Origin of the sequence: Burkholderia sp. AU45251 (assembly GCF_030482905.1) — a bacterium.
Taxonomy (GTDB): Bacteria; Pseudomonadota; Gammaproteobacteria; order Burkholderiales; family Burkholderiaceae; genus Burkholderia; species Burkholderia aenigmatica.
Window position 1 is genome coordinate 1 of record NZ_JAUJQH010000036.1, and the last position, 25389, is coordinate 25389.

25 protein-coding genes are annotated in these 25389 nt (G+C 66.5%); 21 read left to right on the forward strand and 4 right to left on the reverse strand.

The window, feature by feature from the left end; genetic code table 11:
* The 8 genes from QZM67_RS36445 to asd form a co-directional block, all read left to right on the forward strand.
* Positions 1 to 257: alkaline phosphatase family protein (locus QZM67_RS36445; protein WP_301810899.1), on the forward strand; the 257-nt coding region annotated here is incomplete at its 5' end.
* A 152-nt stretch (positions 258 to 409) separates the two neighbouring features.
* Entirely contained in the window at positions 410 to 1552 is a 1143-nt protein-coding gene (locus QZM67_RS36450; protein WP_301810901.1) for a cytochrome-c peroxidase, read from the forward strand.
* Positions 1553 to 1755: 203 nt separating this feature from the next.
* Entirely contained in the window at positions 1756 to 3165 is a 1410-nt protein-coding gene (gene leuC / locus QZM67_RS36455) for a 3-isopropylmalate dehydratase large subunit (protein WP_089453366.1), read from the forward strand.
* Positions 3166 to 3168: 3 nt separating this feature from the next.
* Positions 3169 to 3315 carry an entericidin A/B family lipoprotein gene (locus tag QZM67_RS36460; RefSeq protein WP_043177617.1) on the forward strand — a complete coding sequence of 49 codons (147 nt, stop codon included), beginning with the start codon at positions 3169 to 3171 and terminating at the stop codon, positions 3313 to 3315.
* A gap of 68 nt (positions 3316 to 3383) precedes the next feature.
* Positions 3384 to 4034, forward strand: a complete 651-nt coding sequence (leuD, locus tag QZM67_RS36465) for a 3-isopropylmalate dehydratase small subunit (protein ID WP_301810903.1) — start codon at positions 3384 to 3386, stop codon at positions 4032 to 4034.
* A 79-nt stretch (positions 4035 to 4113) separates the two neighbouring features.
* The gene (gene leuB / locus QZM67_RS36470) at positions 4114 to 5181 is read left to right on the forward strand and encodes a 3-isopropylmalate dehydrogenase (RefSeq protein WP_301810904.1); all 1068 of its coding nucleotides are present in this window, start codon (positions 4114 to 4116) and stop codon (positions 5179 to 5181) included.
* A 98-nt stretch (positions 5182 to 5279) separates the two neighbouring features.
* Positions 5280 to 5399, forward strand: coding sequence for a hypothetical protein (locus tag QZM67_RS40005; RefSeq protein WP_041493347.1), 120 nt, complete (start codon positions 5280 to 5282; stop codon positions 5397 to 5399).
* A gap of 81 nt (positions 5400 to 5480) precedes the next feature.
* Positions 5481 to 6602 carry an aspartate-semialdehyde dehydrogenase gene (gene asd, locus QZM67_RS36475; protein WP_043177609.1) on the forward strand — a complete coding sequence of 374 codons (1122 nt, stop codon included), beginning with the start codon at positions 5481 to 5483 and terminating at the stop codon, positions 6600 to 6602.
* 105 nt (positions 6603 to 6707) lie between these two features.
* Here the strand turns inward: asd and flgE are convergent, their stop codons facing one another.
* Positions 6708 to 7952, reverse strand: a complete 1245-nt coding sequence (flgE, locus tag QZM67_RS36480) for a flagellar hook protein FlgE (protein ID WP_175025302.1) — start codon at positions 7950 to 7952, stop codon at positions 6708 to 6710.
* A gap of 38 nt (positions 7953 to 7990) precedes the next feature.
* Between flgE and QZM67_RS36485 the strand changes: the two genes are divergently transcribed.
* From QZM67_RS36485 to QZM67_RS36545, 13 genes are all read left to right on the forward strand, one after another.
* Positions 7991 to 8176, forward strand: coding sequence for a hypothetical protein (locus QZM67_RS36485; RefSeq protein ID WP_301810905.1), 186 nt, complete (start codon positions 7991 to 7993; stop codon positions 8174 to 8176).
* 624 nt (positions 8177 to 8800) lie between these two features.
* Complete coding sequence (locus QZM67_RS36490) at positions 8801 to 10891, forward strand: FimV/HubP family polar landmark protein (protein ID WP_301810906.1); 2091 nt, start codon at positions 8801 to 8803, stop codon at positions 10889 to 10891.
* Positions 10891 to 11703, forward strand: a complete 813-nt coding sequence (gene truA / locus QZM67_RS36495) for a tRNA pseudouridine(38-40) synthase TruA (RefSeq protein ID WP_175025305.1) — start codon at positions 10891 to 10893, stop codon at positions 11701 to 11703. The genes QZM67_RS36490 and truA overlap by 1 nt, the downstream gene beginning before the upstream one ends.
* Positions 11700 to 12401, forward strand: a complete 702-nt coding sequence (locus tag QZM67_RS36500) for a phosphoribosylanthranilate isomerase (RefSeq protein WP_175025306.1) — start codon at positions 11700 to 11702, stop codon at positions 12399 to 12401. The genes truA and QZM67_RS36500 overlap by 4 nt, the downstream gene beginning before the upstream one ends.
* A 55-nt stretch (positions 12402 to 12456) precedes the next feature.
* On the forward strand, positions 12457 to 13650 hold the full coding sequence (gene trpB / locus QZM67_RS36505) for a tryptophan synthase subunit beta (RefSeq protein WP_043177597.1): 1194 nt from the start codon (positions 12457 to 12459) through the stop codon (positions 13648 to 13650).
* A gap of 9 nt (positions 13651 to 13659) precedes the next feature.
* Positions 13660 to 14511, forward strand: a complete 852-nt coding sequence (locus QZM67_RS36510) for a site-specific DNA-methyltransferase (protein ID WP_011355718.1) — start codon at positions 13660 to 13662, stop codon at positions 14509 to 14511.
* A gap of 94 nt (positions 14512 to 14605) precedes the next feature.
* Positions 14606 to 15421, forward strand: coding sequence for a tryptophan synthase subunit alpha (trpA, locus tag QZM67_RS36515; protein ID WP_301810908.1), 816 nt, complete (start codon positions 14606 to 14608; stop codon positions 15419 to 15421).
* 64 nt (positions 15422 to 15485) lie between these two features.
* Positions 15486 to 16358, forward strand: a complete 873-nt coding sequence (gene accD, locus QZM67_RS36520; protein ID WP_043177592.1) for an acetyl-CoA carboxylase, carboxyltransferase subunit beta — start codon at positions 15486 to 15488, stop codon at positions 16356 to 16358.
* 100 nt (positions 16359 to 16458) lie between these two features.
* On the forward strand, positions 16459 to 17769 hold the full coding sequence (gene folC, locus QZM67_RS36525; protein WP_175025308.1) for a bifunctional tetrahydrofolate synthase/dihydrofolate synthase: 1311 nt from the start codon (positions 16459 to 16461) through the stop codon (positions 17767 to 17769).
* A gap of 29 nt (positions 17770 to 17798) precedes the next feature.
* Positions 17799 to 18635: an SPOR domain-containing protein gene (locus QZM67_RS36530; RefSeq protein ID WP_175025309.1), complete on the forward strand. Its 837-nt coding sequence runs from the start codon at positions 17799 to 17801 to the stop codon at positions 18633 to 18635.
* A gap of 6 nt (positions 18636 to 18641) precedes the next feature.
* Positions 18642 to 19136, forward strand: a complete 495-nt coding sequence (locus QZM67_RS36535) for a CvpA family protein (protein WP_027782633.1) — start codon at positions 18642 to 18644, stop codon at positions 19134 to 19136.
* 51 nt (positions 19137 to 19187) lie between these two features.
* Entirely contained in the window at positions 19188 to 20720 is a 1533-nt protein-coding gene (gene purF / locus QZM67_RS36540) for an amidophosphoribosyltransferase (RefSeq protein WP_175025310.1), read from the forward strand.
* A 245-nt stretch (positions 20721 to 20965) separates the two neighbouring features.
* Positions 20966 to 22156 carry an O-succinylhomoserine sulfhydrylase gene (locus QZM67_RS36545; RefSeq protein WP_175025311.1) on the forward strand — a complete coding sequence of 397 codons (1191 nt, stop codon included), beginning with the start codon at positions 20966 to 20968 and terminating at the stop codon, positions 22154 to 22156.
* Between the two features lie 108 nt (positions 22157 to 22264).
* On the opposite strand, the gene QZM67_RS36550 is transcribed toward QZM67_RS36545, so the two are convergent.
* Genes QZM67_RS36550 through QZM67_RS36560 form a run of 3 tightly spaced genes read right to left on the reverse strand, consistent with a single transcriptional unit; the run spans position 22265 to position 25369 of the window.
* A complete protein-coding gene (locus tag QZM67_RS36550) occupies positions 22265 to 23236 on the reverse strand; it encodes an NAD-dependent epimerase/dehydratase family protein (protein ID WP_301810916.1) in 972 nt (323 codons plus the stop codon).
* Entirely contained in the window at positions 23223 to 24269 is a 1047-nt protein-coding gene (gmd, locus tag QZM67_RS36555) for a GDP-mannose 4,6-dehydratase (protein ID WP_301810918.1), read from the reverse strand. The genes QZM67_RS36550 and gmd overlap by 14 nt, the downstream gene beginning before the upstream one ends.
* A 35-nt stretch (positions 24270 to 24304) precedes the next feature.
* Complete coding sequence (locus QZM67_RS36560; RefSeq protein WP_301810920.1) at positions 24305 to 25369, reverse strand: acyltransferase; 1065 nt, start codon at positions 25367 to 25369, stop codon at positions 24305 to 24307.
* Positions 25370 to 25389 lie beyond the last annotated feature (20 nt).

A 25389-nucleotide genomic window follows, 5' to 3' on the forward strand; every position in this document is an offset into this window, starting at 1 on the left:
TGCCGGTCTTCCCGCAGACGTCGTCGCTCGCCTACCACGGCGCGACGATCAACCTCACGAAGCAGAGCTTCGGCGGCGACCAGACGGGCGCGGTGATGATCTCGAAGTTCATCAAGCCGGGTACGGTATCGACGGTCGCGTACAACCACTATTCGATGCTGAAGAGCGTCGAGGACATCTTCGGGCTCGACCATCTCGGCTATGCGGGGCAGGCCGGCCTGCAAGGCTTCGGCGGCGACGTGTTCACGAACCTGTGAGGCCGGCACGCAGGTCCGGCCGGAGGTCCGCTGGCGGGGGCTGGCGCGCGCTGGGCGCGGCGCTGGCGATCGGGTGGTGCGTAACGGCGGCCGGCGCTGCGCCGGGCAGTGCGGCAGCGCCGGCGGTATCGCCTGAAGCCACTGCCGGCGACATGGCCGCGCTCGGCAAGCTGATGTTCTTCGATCCGGCGCTGTCGGCGTCGGGCCGGATGTCGTGCGCGACGTGCCACAGCCCCGATCACGCGTACGGGCCGCCGAACGGTCTCGCCGCGCAACTCGGCGGCGCGGACCTGAAGCGACAGGGCACGCGCGCGGTGCCGAGCCTGCGCTACGTGCTGAACCGCACGCCGGTCTGGTCGCACCCGCAGGCCGCCAGCGTGGCGGAGCGGCTGACGGAAACCGACAACGCGCCGATCGGCGGTTTCGGCTGGGACGGCCGCTTCGACCGGCCGCGTGACCAGGCGAGCTTTCCGCTGCTGAATCCGGACGAAATGGCGAACCCGAGCGCGGAGGCCGTGGTCGGAAAGCTGCGGCGCGCGCCGTACGCGGAGCGCTTTCGCCGCGTGTTCGGCGCGCATGCGCTCGACGACCCGCAGCAGGCGTTCGCGAACGCGATGCGCGCGATCGAGCGTTTCGAGCTCGACGATCCGAGCTTTCATCCGTACACGAGCAAGTTCGACTACTACCTCGACGGCAAGGTCGAACTGAGTGCGCGGGAACTGCGCGGCAAGCGGCTGTTCGACGATCCCGCACGCGGCAACTGCGCGTCGTGTCACATCGACCAGCCGGGCGTGAACGGCGCGCATCCGCTGCTGACCGACTTCACGTTCGAAGCGCTCGGCGTGCCGCGCAACCGCGAATTGCGCGCGAACGCGAATCCCGACTACTACGACCTCGGGCTGTGCGGCCCCGTGCGGAAGGACCAGGCGGCGGACCGCGCGAACTGCGGGTTGTTCAAGACGCCGTCGCTGCGCAACACGTCGCTACGTCGGGTGTTCTTCCACAACGGCCGCTTCCACGCGCTGAAGGACGCGCTGCGCTTCTACGTGCAGCGCGATACCGACCCCGCGAAGTGGTATCCGACCGACCGGCACGGCCGCGTCGTGCAGTACGACGACCTGCCTGCGTATCTGCGCGTGAACGTCGACACGACGGACGAGCCGCTCACACGCAAGCGCGGCGAGAAACCGGTGTGGAGCGAGCACGATATCGACGATGTCGCGGCCTTCCTCGCGACGCTCGATGACGGGTATGTGCTGCCGGCGAAAGCGGCCGGCCGGCGCGTGTCGCGCTGACACGCGCCACGCGCGGCGGCGGCAATCGCCGCCGCGTCGTGGCGTCTGCATTGCCGGGTAATGCTTATCCGGGTATCGCGTGTACCACCCAACCCACTGTTTTTATTCACTTTTCTCGTTATCGTGGTACTCCATGAGCCGATTTTGCGTGGCATAATCGATCACATCCGTAAGGCTTGTAGTCACAACGACCCCGCATACCCATGGCACAGACTCTCTACGACAAACTGTGGAACACCCACGTGGTCCACACCGAGGAAGACGGCACGACGCTGCTCTATATCGACCGTCAGCTGCTGCATGAAGTCACGAGCCCGCAGGCGTTCGAAGGGCTGAAGATGGCGCAGCGTCCGGTGTGGCGCATCAGCGCGAACCTGGCCGTGTCGGACCACAACGTGCCGACCACCGATCGCAGCCACGGCATCGCCGATCCCGTCTCGAAGCTGCAGGTCGACACGCTCGACGCGAACTGCGATGCGTTCGGCATCACGCAGTTCAAGATGAACGACGTGCGCCAGGGCATCGTCCACATCATCGGGCCGGAGCAGGGCGCGACGTTGCCGGGCATGACGATCGTGTGCGGCGATTCGCATACGTCGACGCACGGCGCATTCGGCGCACTCGCGCACGGCATCGGCACGTCGGAAGTCGAGCACGTGCTCGCCACGCAAACGCTGCTGCAGAAGAAGAGCAAGAACATGCTCGTGAAGGTCGAAGGCACGCTGCCGCGCGGCTGTACCGCGAAGGACATCGTGCTCGCGATCATCGGCAAGATCGGCACCGCCGGCGGCACGGGCTACGCGATCGAATTCGGCGGCTCGACGATCCGCGCGCTGACGATGGAAGGCCGCATGACCGTCTGCAACATGGCGATCGAAGCTGGCGCGCGCGCGGGCATGGTCGCAGTGGACGACACGACGATCGATTACCTGAAGGGCCGTCCGTTCGTGCCGACCGGCGCGGAATGGAACCAGGCCGTCGAATACTGGCGCCAGTTCAAGTCGGACGAAGGCGCGCAGTTCGATCGCGTGGTCGAGCTGAACGCAGCCGAGATCGTCCCGCAGGTCACATGGGGCACGTCGCCGGAAATGGTCACGTCGATCGACGGTCGCGTGCCCGATCCCGAGCGCGAGAAGGATCCGGTCAAGCGCGACGCGATGGAGCGTGCGCTGGCCTATATGGCGCTCGAGCCGAACACGCCGATCGAGTCGATCAAGGTCGACAAGATCTTCATCGGGTCATGCACGAACGCACGCATCGAGGACATCCGCGCAGCCGCGTACGTCGTGAAGAAGCTGAACCGTCGCATCGCGTCGAACGTGCGGCTCGCGATGGTCGTGCCGGGCTCGGGTCTCGTGAAGGCGCAGGCCGAACGTGAAGGGCTCGACAAGGTGTTCACGGATGCCGGCTTCGAATGGCGCGAGCCGGGCTGCTCGATGTGCCTCGCGATGAACGCCGATCGTCTGGATCCGGGCGAGCGCTGCGCATCGACGTCGAACCGCAACTTCGAAGGCCGGCAGGGCGCGGGCGGTCGTACGCACCTCGTCAGCCCCGCGATGGCGGCAGCCGCGGCGATCGAAGGCCATTTCGTCGACATTCGCCAGCTGGGGTAACGCGTGACGGCATCGAAACTCGTGGCGCGGCTGGTTGCCGCGCTGGCGCTCGCAGGGCTGGGCTTCGGCCTCGCGGGCTGCAATACCGTCCAGGGCTTCGGGCAGGACGTCAACGCCGCCGGCAGCGCGCTGAAGCGCGCCGCGGAGTAACGTCCCCCGCCGAGAATTTGTCGATGTGCGCCGGCTGAACGCCGGCCCTTCAACCGGATAGACGGATCATGGAAAAATTCACAGTGCATACCGGCGTCGTGGCGCCGCTCGATCGCGAAAACGTCGACACCGACGCGATCATTCCGAAGCAGTTCCTGAAGTCGATCAAGCGCACGGGTTTCGGCCCGAACGCGTTCGACGAGTGGCGTTATCTCGACCACGGCGAACCGGGGCAGGACAACTCGAAGCGTCCGCTGAATCCCGACTTCGTGCTGAACCAGCCGCGCTACCAAGGCGCATCGGTGCTGCTCGCGCGCAAGAACTTCGGCTGCGGCAGCTCGCGCGAGCACGCGCCGTGGGCGCTGCAGCAGTACGGCTTCCGCGCGATCATCGCGCCGAGCTTCGCGGACATCTTCTTCAACAACTGCTACAAGAACGGGCTGCTGCCGATCGTGCTGACCGAGCAGCAGGTCGATCACCTGTTCAACGAGACGGTCGCGTTCAACGGCTTCGAAGTGACGGTCGACCTCGACGCGCAGGTCGTGCGTACGGGCGACGGCCGTGTGTATCCGTTCGAGATTACCGCGTTCCGCAAGTACTGCCTGCTGAACGGCTTCGACGACATCGGCCTCACGCTGCGCCACGCGGACAAGATCCGCCAGTTCGAGGCCGAGCGCCTCGTGAAGCAGCCGTGGCTCAACACCAAGCTGGTCGGCTGACAGCGCCTTTCGGGCGGGCGCGCCGGCGGCGCGTTCGCCGGCCTGCCTCCATCACACTCTACCCAGTCAGGAATTTCGCATGAAGATTGCAGTGCTGCCCGGCGACGGCATCGGTCCGGAAATCGTCAATGAAGCCGTGAAGGTGCTGAACGCACTCGACGAGAAGTTCGAACTCGAACAGGCGCCGGTCGGCGGCGCGGGCTACGAGGCAAGCGGCCATCCGCTGCCCGACGCGACGCTGAAGCTCGCGAAGGACGCCGACGCGATCCTGTTCGGCGCCGTGGGCGACTGGAAGTACGACTCGCTCGAGCGCGCGCTGCGCCCCGAGCAGGCGATCCTCGGGCTGCGCAAGCATCTCGAGCTGTTCGCGAACTTCCGCCCGGCAATCTGCTATCCGCAACTCGTCGATGCATCGCCGCTGAAGCCCGAGCTGGTCGCGGGCCTCGACATCCTGATCGTGCGCGAACTGAACGGCGACATCTACTTCGGTCAGCCGCGCGGCGTGCGCGCTGCACCGGACGGCCAGTTCGCCGGCGAGCGCGAAGGTTTCGACACGATGCGCTATTCGGAACCGGAAGTGCGCCGCATCGCGCACGTCGCGTTCCAGGCGGCCCGCAAGCGCGCGAAGAAGCTGCTGTCGGTCGACAAGGCGAACGTGCTCGAAACGTCGCAGTTCTGGCGCGACATCATGATCGACGTGTCGAAGGAATACGCGGACGTCGAGCTGTCGCACATGTACGTCGACAACGCCGCGATGCAGCTTGCGAAGGCGCCGAAGCAGTTCGACGTGATCGTCACCGGCAACATGTTCGGCGACATCCTGTCGGATGAAGCGTCGATGCTGACGGGCTCGATCGGCATGCTGCCGTCGGCGTCGCTCGACAAGAACAACAAGGGTCTGTACGAACCGTCGCACGGTTCGGCACCGGACATCGCGGGCAAGGGCATTGCAAACCCGCTCGCGACGATCCTGTCGGCCGCGATGATGCTGCGCTACTCGCTGAATCGTGCAGAGCAGGCCGATCGCATCGAGCGCGCGGTGAAAGCGGTGCTCGAACAGGGCTACCGCACGGGCGACATCGCGACGCCGGGCTGCCAGCAGGTCGGCACGACGGCAATGGGCGACGCAGTGGTCGCGGCGCTGTAACGCAAACAGGTAGAAAGGGCGCGAACGGGCCGCGAAATCGGCCGGTTCGCGTGCGGTTGGCCGTTGTGCGGGCCACCGGCTTTGTGTAGACTCGAACGATGGCGCATTTTTCCCTGATCTCCCCGGTCTTGAAACTCCACGGCAACATTGCCCGTGCGGGTGCGCGCGCCATCGTCATCACGAAAACCATTACCACGAAAACGATCATTAAACGCTGATCGTCCGTCGTGCCCGCCTATTTCCCCGCGCGGTCACACCGGGGACGGAAATGGCGGGGAAGCTCCATCAAAGGGTTAGTCATGAACGTAGGTCTCGTAGGTTGGCGCGGCATGGTCGGCAGCGTCCTGATGCAGCGTATGCAGGAAGAGGGCGATTTCGACCTGATCGAACCGGTGTTTTTCAGCACCAGCAACACGGGCGGCAAAGCGCCGTCGTTCGCGAAAAACGAGACTACGCTCAAGGACGCGACCAACGTCGACGAGCTGAAGAAGTGCGACGTGATCATCACGTGCCAGGGCGGCGACTACACGAACGACGTGTTCCCGAAGCTGCGCGCGGCCGGCTGGAACGGCTACTGGATCGATGCGGCATCGTCGCTGCGGATGCAGGACGACGCGGTCATCATCCTCGATCCGGTCAACCTCGACGTGATCAAGGACGCGCTCGTCAAGGGCACGAAGAACTTCGTCGGCGGCAACTGCACGGTCAGCCTGATGCTGATGGCGCTCGGCGGCCTGTTCCGCGAGAACCTCGTCGACTGGATGACGGCGATGACCTACCAGGCCGCATCGGGCGCCGGCGCGCAGAACATGCGTGAACTGCTGTCGCAGATGGGCACGCTGAACGGCGCCGTGAAGGAGCAACTCGCCGATCCGGCTTCCGCGATCCTCGACATCGACCGCCGCGTGCTGGCCGCGATGAACAGCGATGCGATGCCGACGAGCCACTTCGGCGTGCCGCTCGCCGGTTCGCTGATCCCGTGGATCGACAAGGATCTCGGTAACGGGATGTCGAAGGAAGAGTGGAAGGGTGGCGCGGAAACCAACAAGATCCTCGGCAAGCCGGCCATGGGCCAGCCGGGTTCGATCCCGGTCGACGGCCTGTGCGTGCGGATCGGCGCAATGCGCTGCCACTCGCAGGCGCTGACGATCAAGCTGAACAAGGACGTGCCGCTCGACGAGATCAACGACATCCTTGCATCGGCGAACGATTGGGTGAAGGTCGTGCCGAACGAGCGTGAAGCGTCGATGCGCGACCTGTCGCCGGCGAACGTCACGGGCACGCTGACGGTGCCGGTCGGCCGCCTGCGCAAGCTCGCGATGGGCGGTGAATACCTGTCGGCGTTCACGGTCGGCGACCAGCTGCTGTGGGGCGCGGCCGAGCCGCTGCGCCGCATGCTGCGTATCCTGCTCGACAAGTAAGCCTGCATGTCCGGCCCGCGAGATGCGGGCCGCATTGCACAAGATTGCGCGCCGCGTCGGCCTTGAACCTATCAAGGCTGGCGCGGCGCGTTTTTCATGCGCGGGTCAGCGCATGTTCAGGAGCGTCTGGTCGACGGTCTGCTGGGTCTTGATCGTCTGCGCGTTGGCCTGGTAGTCGCGCTGCGCCTTGATCAGGTTCACGAGCTCGGTTGTCAGGTCGACGTTCGAGTTTTCCAGCGCGCTCCCCTGCAGCGTGCCGTGGTTCGTGCTGCCCGGCGCGGAGATCTGCGGCACGCCCGACGCGGCGGTTTCCACATACTGATTGCCGCCGATGTTCTCGAGCCCGTTCGGGTTGTTGAAGTTCGCGAGCGCGATCAGGCCGAGCACCGCGCTCTGACCGTTCGAGTAGTTGCCGGTGAGCTTGCCGTCGGCGCCGATCGAGAACGTCGTCAGCGTGCCGCTCGCGAAGCCGTCCTGGGCGAGATTGTTCACGCCGCTTTTCCCGCCGAACTGCGTCGTGCCGCCCAGGTCGAGCGTCAGGTTCTGCGGATTGGCGCCACCCGACGCGTTGGGGATCGAGAACGCGAACTGGCCGAGGCTCGCCGTCGGCTGGCCGGTTGCGGCCGACGTCGTCGAGCTGATCCGGCCCGATGGGTCGAACGTGATGGTGCCGAGATTCGTCGGCGTCTGGCCCTGCACGCCGGCGTAGGCCTGCCACGTGCCGGCCGTGTTCTTCGTGAAATACATCGACACCTGCTGCGCGCCGCCCAGCGTGTCGTACACCTGGATCGACGAATTGTAGTTGTACGTGGCGTTGTCGCCCGCGTTGAACGGCGTCTTGGCCGGTACCTTGTCCTGCGAGTTCAGGTTGAACTGGCCGGCGATCTTCGTCGACGCCTGCGGTGCGATGTTGGTGGTCGGCGCCTGCAGCGGCACGGTCGCCGCGGTGTTGATCGCGCCGCCCGGGCCTGCTGCATAGCCCATCAGGTTGCGGTTTTGCGCGTCGACGATGGCGCCGCTCTTGTCGCGGTGGAATACGCCGTCACGCGAGTACGTTGTCACGCCGTTGTTCGACATCTGGAAGAAGCCGTTGCCGTTGATCGCGATGTCGAGCGACGACTTCGTCGTGTTGATCGTCCCCTGGCCGAATTGTTGCTGCACCGACGTGAGCCGCGTGCCGATGCCGATCTGCGTGTTGGTCGACGTCGCGACCGAATTCGCGTACATGTCGGCGAAGTTCGCGCGACCCTGCTTGAAGCCAACCGTGTTTGCGTTCGCGATGTTGTTGCCGATCACGTCGAGATGGTTCGCCGCGCCGGCCAACCCGCTCAAGCCCTGTTGATAGCCCATGTTCGATCCCCGTAACGAGCTGGTGAGTAAATGCAGTCGTGCGACTGCGCGATGCCTCCCTGGCACCTCACGGCGTCAGCCCGGCCGACCGCGTGCCCGCCTTTCCGGCAGAGGCGGGCGCGATGGTCGAATTGCGCCGATTCTTGTTTGAAGACGATCGTAGCGATGGCAATTATTCGATCTGTGTAATTTTGTGTAATGTAATTGAATTGATGCTGAAATGATCGATTTCGTATGAGAAATGAGGTGGGGGTGCGGCCTGGAATCCTTGATGGGCGGGGGATTGGCGGCGTAAATTCCCAATTCGACGATAAGAGAGGGGAATTGGCCTCTTATCGATCAAATGAAATTTATTGGAATGGATTTGATGGCTGGCGGGATTTATTTTTATTGTCTGCTGTTAATCCATTTACGGCAGGCCGCGCGAATTATTGAGCAAACGTACCCGATTTCCCGGTCGTGGCGCGGCATCGAGCCCGGGGTATGTCAGCCGCCCGGTGAGCGAGCAAAGGCCGCGATGTTCGTTCGGGATGCGATGCGGTCGGACGGTTTTTCAGCTGCGAGCGGCGTGCTTTCGACTGATCGTGGGCGCCGGCATGCGGCATGCACTCCCTGGCATCGGCGCGGCCCGGTCGCCGGGTGCGCCGGCGCGTGAATGCGACCGGTTGCACCTGCCGGCGACGAATTCGGCCCGAACCCGATCGCGTGAAGTAAACTACGCGATTACGACGCACAGACCCGCCGAAAGCGTCGCGTTCCACGCGACGCTTTTGCATTTCTGCGGCAACTTTATTGACGCTTTCAACCGCGAATCCGAGCCGCGCCCGCGCGCGGCGATAGAGCCAACGATGTCCCGAATTTCCTTGTTTCCGCGCCTGTCCCGTCTGTCGCGCGCCGTGCGTGGCGCGCTGGCGATCCTGGCGCTCGGCGCAACCGCATCGGCCTGGGCGGCCGGCACCGGCGAACTGCCGGCGTCCGCTGCCGGCGGCGCAGTGCCGCTTACCGTGACGGTCCAGCCGGGCCAGTCGCTGAACGACATCGCGAAAGCGGCCACGCAGTCGCGCGATCCCGTCGTGCTCGCGCGCGCCGGCCGCGCGCTGTTCGACGCCAATCCGCAGGCGTTCATGAAGCACGACGCGAGCCGCCTGAAAGTCGGCGCGACGCTGGCCGTGCCGGCGCTCGACGCGACCGGCGCGGCACTCGTGCCGGCCGCTGCATCCGGTGCATCGGGGGCGACGGCTGCGTCCGCGCCTGCGGCGGCATCGGGCGGCACGGCAGTCGCGCAGCATGGTGCGTCCGCACCGCATCCGGGGTCGACCGCGCAATCCGCGCCGGTGGCGCCGGCCATGCATGCGGCGCCGGTGAGCGGCGCGAGCGTGGCAGCGGCCACCGGCGCGTCGGCATCGGTCGGCGCTTCGGCTGCGCACGGCGCATCGGCTGTCGAAAGCATGCAGCAGGCGGCGCCCGTTGCCGGTGCAAGCGGTCCGCATGTGTGGAGCGGCACGATCCAGTCGGTGCCGTCGTCCGCGAGCGGTGTCGCGATCCCGCCTGCGACGGGCAGCCAGGTGCCGGGCACGAACGAACCGTCAGGTGCAGCGCCTGTCGCGGGTGCGTCGCAGCCGCGTCCGTCGAGCCTGCAGCAACTGCTGGCGCTGAAGAACCGCGTGCTGATGGAATTGCAGAAGCACGGCATCGGCAAGCCGGCTACGACGAACGACGCCGCGCCGGCTTCGTCCCCGGCACGCGCGCCCGCCGTGCCTCCGGCCGCGAACGAGGCGGGCGCATCCGCTGCCGCGCCGACGGCAGGCGAAGCCGCGTCCGGCGTCGCCGCCAGCGCGGTGCAGTCGGCATCGGTATCGGCGCCTGCGCAACCGGTCGCACCGGAGGCGGCGCCTGCACGCGGTAGCGAGATGGACTGGCGTCCGGCCGCGGTAGCCGGTGCGGCCGTGATCGTCCTCGCGGCAGGTTTCGCGTGGCGCAAGCGCCGGAAAGGCCGGGGCAAGGACGAGGCGGGCACGGGTGCGACGGCTGCCGCTTCCGTAGCGGGCGGTGCCGCGGCTGCGGAAGCCGCAGTCGCGCCGACCGTCGAGCCCGAACTGCCGATCCGGCCCGAAATGCCGGTCGCGCGTGACGCGGCTTCCGACTTGAACCTTGCCGCGGCGACCGCCGCGGTGGCGGAGACGGTCGAGCCGTCCGACACGGATATGTCGCCGGTGCCGGAAGCGGCGAAGCCGCATGACGAGCTGCCCGCGCACGCCGCAGTGCCGCCCGCAAGCGAGGCGGCTCCGGCTCCGCGCGATGCCGAGCCGGTAGAGCAGATCGCTGCCGAAAAGCCGGCGGAAAAGGCTGCCGAGACGCCGCTTGCACCCGTGGCAGCCGAAGCGCAGCACGCGGCGTTGATGCAGAACGCGATCAGCGCGCTCAACAGCCTCGACATGCCGCTGCCGCCGCGCACGTCCGACGAGTCGGCGGCGGACGAGCCCGCTGCACGGGCAGGGCAGTCCGACACCGATAAAGTCGCAACTAACGGTCAAGCCGCCCGGCACCTGCCGATGGGCTCGGTCGCACCGGTCCCGGAACATCCGGCCGACCAGGACGACGAGTTCGATTGGGATCCGGACGCTGCGACGCCTGCCGTCCACACGGGCAGTCCGTTCGCGACGTCGTCGCTGCCGCCGCTCGGCGGCGCGCAGTTCGGTGCGCTGAAGCTCGATTTCGATCTCGACCTGCCGTCCGCGCCGGGCGCCGCATTGCCGGCGCTGACGCCGGACGAGCTCGCCCGCATCGCGCGCAACAAGCTCGATCTCGCGTCCGAGTACGTCGAGCTGGGCGATCTGTCCGGCGCGCGGACGCTGCTGCAGGAAGTGGTCGACGCGAACGACGCCGCGACGCGCGACGATGCGCGCGCGCTGCTTGCGAAACTGGCGGACGAGGCGTGATGCGGATCGCGCTCGGCATTCAGTACGACGGCGCCGCGTTCTGCGGCTGGCAGGCGCAGCCGCACGGCAAGACCGTACAGGATCGGCTCGAGCACGCGCTGGCCGAGTTCGCGCGCGTGCCGCTGCATACGACGGTGGCCGGGCGGACCGACACGGGCGTGCACGGGCTCGGGCAGGTCGTGCACTTCGATACCGACCTCGATCGCGAGGTGTTCTCGTGGGTGCGCGGCACCAATGCGTTCCTGCCGTCGACCGTGGCGGTGCAGTGGGCGAAGCCGATGCCGGAGACGTTCCACGCGCGCTTCTCGGCGTTCGAGCGCACGTATTACTACACGCTGTACGTGCATCCCGTGCGCTCGCCGATGCTGGCGGGGCGCGCGGGTTGGATCCACACGCCGCTCGACGACGATGCGATGCGTGCCGCCGCCGCGCACCTGATCGGCGAGCATGACTTCTCGTCGTTCCGGTCATCGGAATGCCAGTCGAAGACGCCGGTCAAACACCTGTACCAGATCGACGTGCGGCGCGTGGGCCACTTCATTCATTTCCGCTTCCGCGCCAACGCGTTCCTGCACCACATGGTGCGCAACCTGATGGGCTGCCTCGTCGCGGTCGGTCGTGGCCGCTATCCGGCCGACTGGCTGGCCGACGTGCTGGCCGGGCGCGACCGCAAGCTTGCGGCGCCCACGTTCATGGCCGACGGGCTGTACCTCGCCCACGTCGGCTACCCGGCGGAATTCGCCGTCCCGCCCGCGCAGCTCGGCAGCGTGCCGTGGAGTAGCGTCTGGGCCGATCTGGACCCTCAATCATGACGGATCACGCCGTGTCTCCCTCGATTCCCGCCGCGGCCGGCTTGCCGCCGCGCACGCGCATCAAACTGTGCGGGCTGTCGAAGCCCGAGGACGTGCTGCACGCGGCCGCGCTCGGCGCCGACGCGATCGGCCTCGTGTTCTACCCGAAGAGCCCGCGCGCGGTGTCGATCGCGCAGGCGGCCGAGCTGGCGCGCCTCGCGCCGCCGTTCGTGTCGGTGGTCGGGTTGTTCGTGAACGCGACCGAAGCCGAGATCGAGGCCGTCGTGCGCGACGTGCCGCTCACGCTGCTGCAACTCCATGGCGACGAGACGCCCGAGCAGTGCGATGCGCTTGGCCGCGCGGCACGCCTGCCGTGGCTGCGCGCGGTGCGCGTGGGCCCCTCGACGCAATCGGCCGATTTGGTAGAATCGGGTCTTCATTATTCGAAAGCGCGCGGCCTCCTGTTCGACACCCTGGTGCCGGATTACGGTGGTAGCGGCAAGGTCTTCGATTGGTCTCTTATTCCCGCAGAGCTCGCGCATCGGGCCGTTTTGAGTGGTGGCTTGAGCGCGCAAAACGTCGGTGATGCGATTCGCCAGTTGCGCCCGTTTGCTGTCGATGTCTCGAGTGGCATCGAAGTGGAGGGCGCGAAGGGCGTGAAGGATCACGCCCGGATGGCGGCGTTCGTACGCGCGGTGCGCGAAGCGGACGCCGGGTGATGCAAGCCGGCGCAGCCCCGAAAGCGGGGTGCACCGACCGATCGAGAGAGACACCATGTACAACCTTCCTGATGACCGCGGCCACTTCGGCCCGTATGGCGGCACGTTCGTCGCCGAGACGCTGATTCACGCGCTGGACGAGCTGCGTGCCGCGTATGAAAAATTCCAGAACGATCCCGATTTCGTCGCCGAATTCGAGCGCGAGCTGAAGCATTTCGTCGGCCGTCCGTCGCCGATCTATCATGCGCAGCGCTGGAGCGAAACGCTCGGCGGCGCGCAGATCTACCTGAAGCGTGAAGACCTGAACCACACGGGCGCGCACAAGATCAACAACGTGATCGGCCAGGCGCTGCTCGCGAAGCGCATGGGCAAGAAGCGCGTGATCGCCGAGACGGGCGCCGGCCAGCACGGTGTCGCGACCGCGACGATCTGCGCGCGCTTCGGGATGGAGTGCGTCGTCTACATGGGTTCGGAAGACGTGCGCCGCCAGGCCGCGAACGTCTACCGGATGAAGCTGCTCGGCGCGACGGTGGTGCCGGTCGAATCGGGTTCGCGCACGCTGAAGGATGCGCTGAACGAAGCGATGCGCGACTGGGTCACGAACATCGAGAACACGTTCTACATCATCGGCACGGTCGCGGGCCCGCACCCGTACCCGATGATGGTGCGCGACTTCCAGCGCGTGATCGGCGACGAGTGCAAGGTGCAGATGCCCGAGCTCGCGGGCCGGCAGCCCGACGCGGTGATCGCCTGCGTCGGCGGCGGTTCGAACGCGATGGGGATCTTCTATCCGTACATCGACGACACCTCGGTGCAGCTGATCGGTGTCGAAGCGGCCGGCGACGGCCTCGACACGGGCCATCACGCGGCGTCGCTGATCGCCGGCAGCCCGGGCGTGCTGCACGGCAATCGTACCTACCTGCTGCAGGACGACGACGGCCAGATCATCGAGACGCATTCGGTGTCGGCGGGCCTCGACTATCCGGGCGTCGGCCCCGAGCATGCGTGGCTGAAGGACAGCGGCCGTGCGCAATACGTCGGCATCACCGACGAGGAAGCGCTGAAGGCGTTCCATGACTGCTGCCGGATCGAGGGGATCATTCCCGCGCTCGAGTCGAGCCACGCGATTGCGTATGGCGTGAAGCTCGCGCCGACGTTGCCGAAGGACAAGATCCTGCTCGTCAACCTGTCGGGCCGCGGCGACAAGGACATGCACACGGTCGCCGAGCGATCGGGCATCGAGCTCTGACCCCGACCGATGCGTGACCTGATCGAAGAACCGGGCGGCGGTGCCGCGAGCGAGGCGGGGGCGGTTCAGCCTGCCGCCGCCGTGCCGCGCGCGCTGCCGTCCGGTATCGAACTGCATAACCGCGATTTCCTGACCCATGCCGCGCACCTGCCGGACGCGTCGATCGACCTGATCGTCGCCGATCCGCCGTACGGGCTCGGCAAGGACTACGGCAACGACTCGGACAAGCGTTCGGGCGACGATTTCCTCGCGTGGACGCGCGAGTGGCTCGAGCTCGCGATTCCGAAGCTGAAGCCGAGCGGGTCGATGTATATCTTCTGCACGTGGCAGTACGCGCCGGAAATCTTCAGTTTCCTGAAGACGCAACTCACGATGGTCAACGAGATCATCTGGGACCGGCGCGTGCCGAGCATGGGCGGCACGACGCGCCGTTTCACGTCGGTGCACGACAACATCGGCTTTTTCGCGGTTTCCAAGGCGTATTACTTCGATCTCGATCCGGTCCGCATCCCGTACGACGCCGACACGAAGAAGGCCCGCTCGCGCAAGCTGTTCGAAGGCAGCAAGTGGCTGGAGATGGGCTACAACCCGAAGGACGTCTGGTCGGTCTCGCGCCTGCACCGGCAGCACGCGGAGCGCGTCGATCATCCGACCCAGAAGCCGCTGGAAATCATCGAGCGGATGGTGCTCGCAAGCTGCCCGCCGGGCGGCCGCGTGCTCGATCCGTTCATGGGCAGCGGCACGACCGCGGTGGCCTGCGCACGGCAGGGGCGCGACTTCGTCGGCTACGAGATCAACGAAAGCTATTGTGCGATCGCGCACGAGCGCGTGAACGCGCTCGCTGCGCCGGCGTGCGCGTGAATCGCGCCGCCGCATCGCCGAACGCAACCATACTTTGTATGGGACCGGAGTAAGCGCTAAAGCGCTAACTCCGGATCGACACAGGAAAATTGCCATGTCCCGTATTCAGCAGACCTTCGCCGCGCTCGCCGAACAAGACCGTAAGGGCCTGATCCCGTTCATCACGGCCGGCGACCCCGATCCCGCCAAGACCGTCGAATTCATGCACGCGCTCGCCGAAGGCGGCGCGGACGTGATCGAACTCGGCGTGCCGTTCTCGGACCCGATGGCCGACGGCCCGGTGATCCAGCGCTCGTCGGAACGCGCGCTCGCGCGCGGCGTCACGCTGAAGAGCGTGCTCGCCGACGTGAAGCGCTTTCGCGAAACCGACCCCAAAACCCCCGTCGTGCTGATGGGCTATGCGAACCCGATCGAGCGGATGGGCGTCGACGTGTTCGCGGCCGAAGCACAGGCGGCCGGGGTCGACGGCGTGCTCGTCGTCGACTATCCGCCGGAAGAGGCGGGCGTATTCGCCGAGAAAATGCGCGCCGCGCAGATCGATCCGATCTTCCTGCTCGCGCCCACGTCGACCGACGAACGCATCGCCGACGTCGGCAAGATCGCGAGCGGCTACGTGTATTACGTGTCGCTCAAGGGCGTGACCGGCGCAGGAAATCTGGATGTTTCGAGCATTGCGGGTAAAATCCCGGCCATCAAGTCGCGCGTGCCGGTTCCGGTCGGCGTCGGCTTCGGTATCCGCGACGCCGAAACGGCGCGCGCGGTGGCCGAGGTATCGGACGCCGTCGTGATCGGCAGCCGCCTCGTGCAGCTGCTCGAAAGCGCTGCGCCGGAGGGGGCTGCCGCCGCGCTGAAGACTTTCATCGCCGAGCTGCGCGCCGCCCTGGACGGCGCGGGCAAGACGGCGCGATAAACACAACACAGGAAGCGGGAGCGGGCCATGCGGCCCGGCCCGCCACGGAACAGGAAACCATACGATGAGCTGGCTCGACAAACTGTTGCCGCCGAAGATCAAGCAGACCGATCCGAAAAGCCGCAAGGGCATTCCGGAAGGCCTGTGGGTCAAGTGCCCGTCCTGCGAGGCCGTGCTGTACCGCAACGACGTGGACGCGAACCTGCACGTGTGCCCGAAGTGCGATCACCACATGCGCATCGGTGCGCGTGAGCGCCTCGACGGGCTGCTCGATGCGGAAGGCCGCTACGAGATCGGCCAGGAAATCGTGCCGGTCGACACGCTGAAGTTCAAGGACAGCCGCAAGTACCCGGATCGTCTGAAGGAAGCGATGGACGACACGGGCGAAACCGACGCGATGGTCGTGATGGGCGGTGCGATCCACACGCTGCCGGTGGTCGCGGCCTGCTTCGAGTTCTCGTTCATGGGCGGCTCGATGGGCTCGGTGGTCGGCGAGCGCTTTGCACGCGGCGCGCAGAACGCGCTCGAGCAGCAAGTGCCGTTCATCTGCTTCACCGCTTCGGGCGGTGCACGGATGCAGGAAAGCCTGCTGTCGCTGATGCAGATGGCGAAAACCACCGCGATGCTGACCAAGCTGGCCGAAGCCAAGCTGCCGTTCATCTCGGTGCTGACCGACCCGACGATGGGTGGCGTGTCGGCGAGCTTTGCGTTCCTCGGCGACGTCGTGATCGCCGAACCGAAGGCGCTGATCGGCTTCGCCGGCCCGCGCGTGATCGAGCAGACGGTTCGCGAGAAGCTGCCGGAAGGCTTCCAGCGCGCTGAATTCCTGCTGAAGACGGGCGCGATCGACATGATCGTCGACCGCCGCAAGATGCGCGACGAGATCGCGCAGCTGCTCGCGCTGCTGCAGCGTCAGCCGGCCGACGCGCTGGCTTGACCGGCGCAAGGTTGTGAATACTGCGCGTCGCCTGGCTTCAGCGCCAGGCGGCGCGCTTCGCTTTTTGGCGTAGTGGCGGTCCCGATCCAGATTTGATCCGATGAGCACTTTTCCCACTCTCGACGCGTGGCTTTCGCATCTCGAACGCGCGCACCCGGTCGGCATCGACATGGGCCTGACCCGCATCGGGCAGGTCAAGGCGGCGCTGCAGCTCGAATTCGCGTGCCCCGTCATCACCGTCGGCGGCACGAACGGCAAGGGCTCGACCTGCGCGTTCCTCGAGACGATCCTCGTGCGTGCCGGCTACAAGGTCGGCTGTCACACGTCGCCGCACCTGCTCGAATTCAACGAGCGCGCGCGCGTGAACGGGCAGAACGTCACCGATGACGAACTGCTGCCGCACTTCGAGGCCATCGAAGCCGCGCGCACGTCGCTGCCCGAGCCGGTGTCGCTCACGTATTTCGAATTCACGACGCTCGCGATCCTGCACCTGTTCGCATCGCGCGGGCTCGATGCGGTGATCCTCGAAGTCGGCCTCGGTGGCCGGCTCGACGCGGTCAACATCATCGACACCGACTGCGCGATCATCACGAGCATCGACATCGACCACACCGAGTATCTCGGCGACACGCGCGAGAAGATCGCGTTCGAGAAGGCCGGGATCTTCCGTCCGGGCAAGCCGGCGGTCTGCGGCGATCCGGCCGCGCCGCAGACGCTGATCGACCATGCGGAAGCGATCGGCGCGGATCTGTGGCTGGTCGGCCGCGATTTCCGCTACGAGGCGCAGGCAGGCGCCGAGCGCCAGCAGTGGAGCTACCTCGGCCGCGAGAAGCGCTATCCGGCGCTCGCGTATCCGGCGCTGCGCGGGGCGAATCAGCTGATCAATGCCTCGGCCGCGCTCGCTGCGCTCGAAGCGCTGCGCCCGGTGCTGCCGGTGTCCGCGCAGGACATCCGGCTCGGCCTCGCGAACGTCGAGTTGCCGGGGCGCTTCCAGGTGCTGCCCGGCAAGCCGGCGATCGTGCTCGACGTCGCGCACAACCCGCATGCTTCGGCCGTGCTCGAGCAGAACCTCGGCAACATGGGGTTCTTCCCGTACACCTACGCGGTGTTCGGCGCGATGCACGACAAGGACATCGATGGCGTGCTGCAGCATCTGAAGGGCGAGATCGACCACTGGTGCGTGACCGACCTGCCGCTGCCGCGCGCGGCCTCCGCGGAGCAGCTCGAAGCCGCGCTGCGCAAGGCCGGCGTGGAGGAGGGGCCCGATTCGAGCGTGACGCGTTACACGTCGCCCGCTGAAGCGTTTCGCGATGCACTAAAAAGAGCATCCGAGAATGATAGAATCGTGGTTTTCGGCAGTTTCCATACGGTTGCCGGCGTGCTGGCCTACCGTAAATCGCAGCAACACTGACTGACGGGCAGTTTCGGACTCAGCCATTCATGGGAATTTTCTCGTTCGGCAAAAAAGACGACGACGCGCCCCCGCGGCGCGGCGGTCGCACCGGGACCTCCCGGAACGTGCGCACGGAGCGCACTGAACGCGTCGAGCGACGCTCGCGCCGCACGGAGCGTCCGGAATCGGACGCCCTGCTCCTCGATCCGACCCTTCCAGAAAAGCAACGCGCGCGCCGTCGCCTCGTCGGCGCGATCGCGCTCGTCGTCGCCGCCGTGATCGTGCTGCCGATGGTGCTCGATTCGCACCCGAAGCCGGTCACGGACGACATCGCAATCGACATTCCGAACCGGCCCGCGCACCAGGCGGTCGCACCGCGCGACGATGACGCCTCCGACGTGCAGGCAGGTGTCGCGCACGACGAACCGCCGGCATCCGATGTCGCCGTTGCGGCTGCACCGGCTCCGGTGCCGAAGAGCGCTGACAAGCCGGCCGCGAAACCCGATACCACGACCACGGCGAGCGTGACGCCGCCGAAGCCCGCGCCGAAGCCGGCTGCCCCCGTGGCGAAGCCGGCTGCGCCGAAGCCTGCGCCCGCGACCGTCGCGAATGTCGACGCCGCGAGCCCGGACAGCGGCGATGCGTCGTCGCCGTCGTCGCCGGCCGGTGCGCGCTTCGCGGTGCAGCTCGGGTCGTTCAAGGACGACGCGACGGCCCGTTCGTGGGCCACCAAGTTGAAATCGGCGGGCGTGCCCGCATATGTCGAGCATCGCAAGCAGGCAGACGGCAGCACGGCTACACTGTTGCGTGCGGGCCCGTTCGCGGATCGCGCGGCGGCTTCCGCCGCGATCGCGAAGGTGCGCGAAGCCGGTCTGACGCAGTAACGCACGATGCTGACGGCTTTCGACTACGCTGTATTGGCGGTGATCGTGTTGTCGGCGCTGCGCGGTGCGTGGCGCGGCTTCGTGTCCGAGATTTTCGGGCTGATCGGCTGGATCGCGGCGATCGTGATCGCGGGCCGCTACGTCGGACTGGTCGTGCCGTATATTCCGGCGAACTGGCCGGGCGGCGCGCTGACGCAGTGGGTGATCGCCTTCGCGTTGCTCGTGATCGGCGTGGTGCTGGTCGCCGGTGTCGCAAACGCGCTGCTGTCGCGGATCGCGCAGGCGAGTGGCCTGGGCGGCGTCGACCGCTCGCTGGGCATGATGTTCGGGCTCGTCCGCGGCTGCGTGCTGGTGGTGCTGCTGGTCGCGGCGGCCGGGCTGACCGAGCTGCCCAAACAGGATTTCTGGCGCAATGCGCTATTGCGTCCTTTCGCCGAACAGGGCGTGCACGAGCTGAAGCAGCTCCTGCCCGACGGCATGGCCCAGTACGTACGCGTGTGACGACGCGGCCGGGCAGGACGGAACCGATTTTGTCATTCTGAAGGACATGCCATGTGCGGCATCGTAGGCGTTATCTCCCAATCCCCGGTCAACCAGCTGATCTATGACAGCCTGCTGCTGCTGCAGCATCGCGGTCAGGACGCGGCGGGCATTGCGACGGCGGACGGCAGCAATTTCCACATGTACAAGGCGAACGGCATGGTGCGCGACGTGTTCCGCACGCGCAACATGCGCAGCCTGCCCGGCACCTACGGCATCGGCCAGGTGCGTTACCCGACCGCCGGCTCGGCGTCGAGCGAAGCCGAGGCGCAGCCGTTCTACGTGAACGCGCCGTTCGGGATCATCCTCGCGCACAACGGCAACCTGACGAACTGGCAGCAACTGAAGGACGAGATGTTCCGGATCGACCGCCGGCATCTCAACACCAATTCCGACAGCGAAGTGCTGCTCAACGTGTTCGCGCACGAGCTGCAACTGTCGACCACGGGCCTCGAGCTCGATCCGGCGTCGGTGTTCAAGGCCGTCGCGGGCGTGCATCGCCGCCTGCAGGGCTCGTACGCGATCGTGTCGCTGATCGCCGGCTACGGCCTGCTCGCATTCCGCGATCCGTTCGGCATCCGCCCGCTGTGCATCGGCAAGCTCGAAACCGAGCACGGGACCGAGTGGATGGTCGCGTCGGAGTCGGTGGCGGTCGAAGGCATCGGTTTCGAATTCGTCCGCGACGTGCAGCCGGGCGAAGCGATCTTCATCGATCCGGCCGGCAACTTCCACAGCCAGCAGTGCGCGGAGCAGCCGACGCTGAACCCGTGCATGTTCGAATACGTGTACCTCGCGCGTCCGGATTCGTGCCTCGACGGCGTACCGGTTTACAACGTGCGCCTGCGCATGGGCGATTATCTCGCCGAGAAGATCAAGCGCGAACTGCCGAACGTGCCGATCGACGTCGTGATGCCGATTCCCGATTCGTCGCGCCCGGCTGCAATGCAGGTCGCCGCGAAGCTTGGCGTCGAGTATCGCGAAGGCTTCTTCAAGAACCGCTACGTCGGCCGTACCTTCATCATGCCGGGGCAGGCCGTGCGCAAGAAGTCGGTGCGCCAGAAGCTCAATGCGATGAGCATCGAGTTCAAGGACAAGCACGTGCTGATCGTCGACGATTCGATCGTGCGCGGCACGACCTCGCATGAAATCGTGCAGATGGCACGCGATGCAGGCGCGAAGTCGGTGATCTTCGCGTCGGCGGCGCCGCCCGTGAAGTTCCCGAACGTGTACGGCATCGACATGCCGACGCGCGGCGAGCTCGTTGCGCATGGCCGCACCGATGAAGACGTCGCGAAGATCATCGGCGCCGACCACCTGATCTACCAGGACGTCGACGATCTGCGCCGCGCAGTGCGCGACATCAACCCGAAGCTCGAAGGCTTCGAGGCGTCGTGCTTCGACGGCAACTACATCACCGGCGACGTGACGCCCGAGTATCTCGATGCAATCGAGCGCGCGCGCCTCACGCCGGCATCGCAGGCCGATCGCGATACGGCTGGCGATACCGAACGCTCGCAGATGAACCTGCAGCTGTCGGTCGAGTGACACCGGCGCACGCTTCTGACGAGGCGTGATAGGATGTGGCCTTGCGTCGATTTGATATCAGCTTGCGGACGCGGGGCGATTTCCCAAAACAGCTAAAGCGAAGGCCGGTGGCAACCGGCCCGAGTCGATCGCTGTCGTACCGCACCGAAGCCCGCTGATGCCGACGCATAGCGGGCTTTTTGTTTTGGCCTGGTTTTGACTGGGTTCGCGCCACTCGCGCGGCCATCGAATACGGAAAACGGAACATGGACGACTCCCTCAACTTCGACACGCTTGCCGTGCGCGCGGGCACGCTGCGCAGCGACTTCAACGAGCATTCGGAAGCGCTGTTCCTCACGTCGAGCTTCTGCTTCCAGAGCGCGGCCGACGCAGCCGAGCGCTTCGCGAACTCGGAAGACTACTTCACCTATTCGCGCTTCACGAATCCGACCGTCACCATGTTCCAGGAGCGTCTCGCGGCGCTCGAGGGCGGCGAGGCGTGCATCGCGACCGCGTCGGGGATGGCCGCGATCATGTCGGTCGTGATGGCCGCGCTGCAGGCGGGCGATCACCTCGTCAGCTCGCGCAGCCTGTTCGGCTCGACGCTCGGGATGTTCTCGCAGATCTTCAGCAAGTTCGGGATCACGACGACCTTCGTCGACCCGACCGACCTGAACGCATGGCAGGAAGCCGTGCGCCCGGAAACGAAGATGTTCTTCCTCGAGACGCCGTCGAACCCGCTGACCGAACTTGCCGACATCGAGGCGATCGGCAAGATCGCGAAGGCATCGAACGCGCTGTTCGTCGTCGACAACTGTTTCTGCAGCCCGGTGCTGCAGCAGCCGCTGAAGCTCGGCGCGGATGTCGTGATGCACTCGGCCACCAAGTTCCTCGACGGCCAGGGCCGCGTGCTCGGCGGCGCGCTGGTCGGCTCGAAGGAATTCATCATGGGCAAGGTGTTTCCGTTCGTGCGCAGCGCGGGCCCGACGCTGTCGGCGTTCAACGCGTGGGTGCTGCTGAAGGGGATGGAGACGCTGTCGCTGCGCGTCGAGAAGCAATCGGCGAACGCGCTGGAGATCGCGCGCTGGCTCGATTCGCATCCGGCCGTCGCGCGTGTGTTTCATCCGGGCCTCGAATCGCACCCGCAGCACGAACTCGCGAAGCGTCAGCAAAAGGCGGGCGGGGCGATCCTGTCGTTCGAGCTGAAGGGCGACACGCCCGAACAGCAGCGCGCGAACGCGTGGCGCGTGATCGACAACACGAAGCTGATCTCGATCACCGGCAACCTCGGCGATACGCGCACGACGATCACCCATCCGGCGACGACCACGCACGGCCGCATCACGCCGGAAGCGCGCGCGGCAGCGGGGATCAGCGAAGGGTTGATCCGCTTGTCGGTCGGCCTGGAGGATGCGGGCGACCTGCGCCGCGATCTCGCGCGCGGCCTCGAAGGCTGAGCGCGGCACGTCACGCCTGTCGTGACGTGATTTGACGTGACGATGGACGAAGGGCCGTTCGCTTGCGCGAACGGCCCTTCGTTTTGGTGTCGACGCCAATCGCCCGGCTTACCCGGCGGGATGCCCGCCCGCATGCGCGTCGCTGCGCATCGCCTCGACCATCCATCGCAGCGTTTCATCGAGCGGCGTGACAGGCAGCTCGCCCACCGCGCGCCGCAGCTTGTCGCGCGACCCGCTCAGGCTCTTCACCTCGTTGTGCCGCACGAAACGCGGATCGATCGTCACGTCGATCACGTAACCGGCGATGCGCGACAGCATCGCCAGCACTTCCTTCAGCGAATACGCGCGCTCCGAGCAGACGTTGAACGTCTCGCCGGCCGGCGCGGCTTCGACCAGCTTCAGGTACGCGGCCGTCACGTCGCGCACATCGGAGAAATCGCGGCTCACGTCGAGATTGCCGAGCGAGATCCGCGGTGCGTTGCGCGCGTAGTGCGCGACGAGCTTCGGCAGCAGGTACGCATCGCTCTGGCCGACACCCGTGTAGTTGAACGGCCGCGCGATCACGATCGGCAGCCGGTCGGCCCACAGCTTCGCCGCGTATTCCATCGCGAGCTTGCTGACCGCGTAGTCGTTCGCCGGGGCGGGCGCGACGGTTTCGTCGAGCACGCCCGCCGTCGAATTGCCGTAGATGTTCGCGCTGCTGGCGAGCAGCACGGCCGACGGGCGGCGGTCGAGGCCCGCAAGCGCGGCCAGCAGGTTGCGCGTGCCGACGATGTTGACCGCGTAAGTCTGCGACGGCTCGTCCTGCGCGACATGTGCGCGGGCGGCGAGATGCACGACCGCATCGGGCCGGGCGTCGGCGGCGGCCGCGCGCATGGCCTCCGCGTCGAGCAGATCGACCGGCAGCAGCGTGCAGTGCGCGAAGGCCGGGTCGTCGGGCCGCGCCACGCCAGGCGCGACCGCGCCCCAGACGTCATAGCCGGCCGCCTGCAGGCGCTCGGCCATGTAGCGGCCCGTGAAGCCCGTCAGGCCCGTGACGAACGCACGGCGCGACGGGCGTCCGGCTTCAGAACGTGTCATGGTGTTGATTCCGCGTCAAATCCGCTTCGACCATCATCTGGCAAAGTTGTTCGAGCGTCGTCTTCGGTTCCCAGCCGAGTTTGCTTTTCGCCTTGTCGGCGCAGCCGATCAGCAGGTCGACCTCGGCAGGGCGGTAGAACTTCGGGTTCACTTCCACGAGCACGTTGCCGTTCGACGCGTCGAGGCCACGCTCCTGCTCGCCCTTGCCGGTCCATTCGATCTGGTAGCCCGCGGCCGCGAACGCCATCCGCACGAAATCGCGCACGGTCTCGGTGCGGTTGGTCGCGAGCACGTAGGTGTCGGGTTCGTCGGCCTGCAGCATGCGCCACATGCCTTCGACGTACTCGAGCGCGAAGCCCCAGTCGCGCTTCGCGTCGAGGTTGCCGAGCTCGAGGCGGGTCGCCTTGCCGAGCTTGATCTTCGCGATGGTGTCGGTGATCTTGCGCGTGACGAACTCGCGGCCGCGCAGCGGCGATTCGTGGTTGAACAGGATGCCGCTGCTGCCGAACAGGCCGTACGACTCGCGGTAGTTCACCGTCATCCAGTGCGCATACAGCTTCGCGACACCGTACGGGCTGCGCGGATAGAACGAGGTCGCTTCCGTCTGCGGAATCGACTGCACCTTGCCGAACATCTCGGAGGTCGACGCTTGGTAGAAGCGCGTCTTCGGGCTCACGACGCGGATCGCCTCGAGCAGGTTCAACGGGCCGATGCCGGTCACTTCGGCAGTCGTCGCCGGCTGGTCGAACGACACGCCGACGAAGCTCTGCGCGGCCAGGTTGTACAGCTCGTCCGGCTGCACGCGTTCGAGCAGGCGCAGGCTCGAGCCGGCGTCGGTCAGGTCGTGCTCGACGAGCGAGAGATTCGGGTGCGTGTCGACGCCGAGCTCGGCGATGCGCCAGAAATTCACCGAGCTGGTGCGGCGGTAGGTGCCGGTGACCTCGTAGCCCTTGTCGAGCAGCAGCTTGGTCAGGTAGGCGCCGTCCTGCCCCGAAATCCCGGTAATGATGGCCTTCTTGCGAGTTTGGCTCATGACGTTGTCCTGGTAGAAACGATGGATGATGAAATTCAGGCGGCCGTGCTGGCGGCGGCCGGCAGCGCGCGGCGCGCGGGGCCGCGCGTCAGGCGCCGTTCGAAGCCGTACCAGCTCGCGGTTGCGTACGCGAGCGTGATCGCAAGCGCCAGCGCGGCCGTGACGAAGCGGTTCAGGTGCAGCGGCCACAGCGCATACAGCACGCTGAGGTGGATCAGGTACACGGTGTAGCTGACGGTGCCCACGTAGACGAGCATCGGGTTCGTCAGCACGCGCTGCACGATGCCGCGGCCGCGCAGGGCGATCACGACGATCGACGTGCACAGCAGCAGCGAGATGCTGTAGAGCGCGGCATTCGACAGCGGCGTGTTCGCGGCGCGAAAGCGCGGGAACGACAGGTGCAGCCAGCCGAGGATCGCGAGCGACACGAGCGCGCCGACGATCGCGAGCGGGTAGAACGGATCCAGCGCGCGCCGGTCGCGGCGCAGCACGATCGCGAGCAGCGCGCCCGCGGCGAGCAGGTCCATCCGGAACGGCGTCAGGTAGTAGATCGGCCAGAACGAGTCGAACCACGGCGTCGCGATCGCGCGCAGCACGGGCGCGGCGACGATCAGCGCGGCGGCGACCCACAGCAGCGCGCGCTCCGAACACCACAGCACGATGAACGGCCAGAAGATATAGAACTGCTCCTCGACCGCGAGCGACCACAGCACGTTCAGGCTGTCATGGCCGATGCTGCCGAGCGACAGCCCGATATTGGTCGAGAAGAACGCGAACCACGGCCAGTGCGGCAGCCAGCTCGCGCCGAACAGGATCGTCGACACCAGCAGCAGCAGCACGTACGGCGGCAGGATGCGGCGCACGCGGCGTGCGTAGAAGTGGCTGAAGTACGACTGCCCGCGCGCCTTGCGATCGAGCAGGATGCCGGTGATCAGCAGGCCGCTCAGCACGAAGAACAGGTCGACACCCATCCAGAGCGGCGCCTTCAGCGCGTGCTGCAGGAACACGGCGCCCACCGCGATCGCGCGCAGCCCGTCGAGCTGCACGATACGGCCGTGTTGCGACGGGGTGAGGTCCGCGGGTTGCGAGATGCCCGTCATCGCGCCGCTCCTTCGCGACG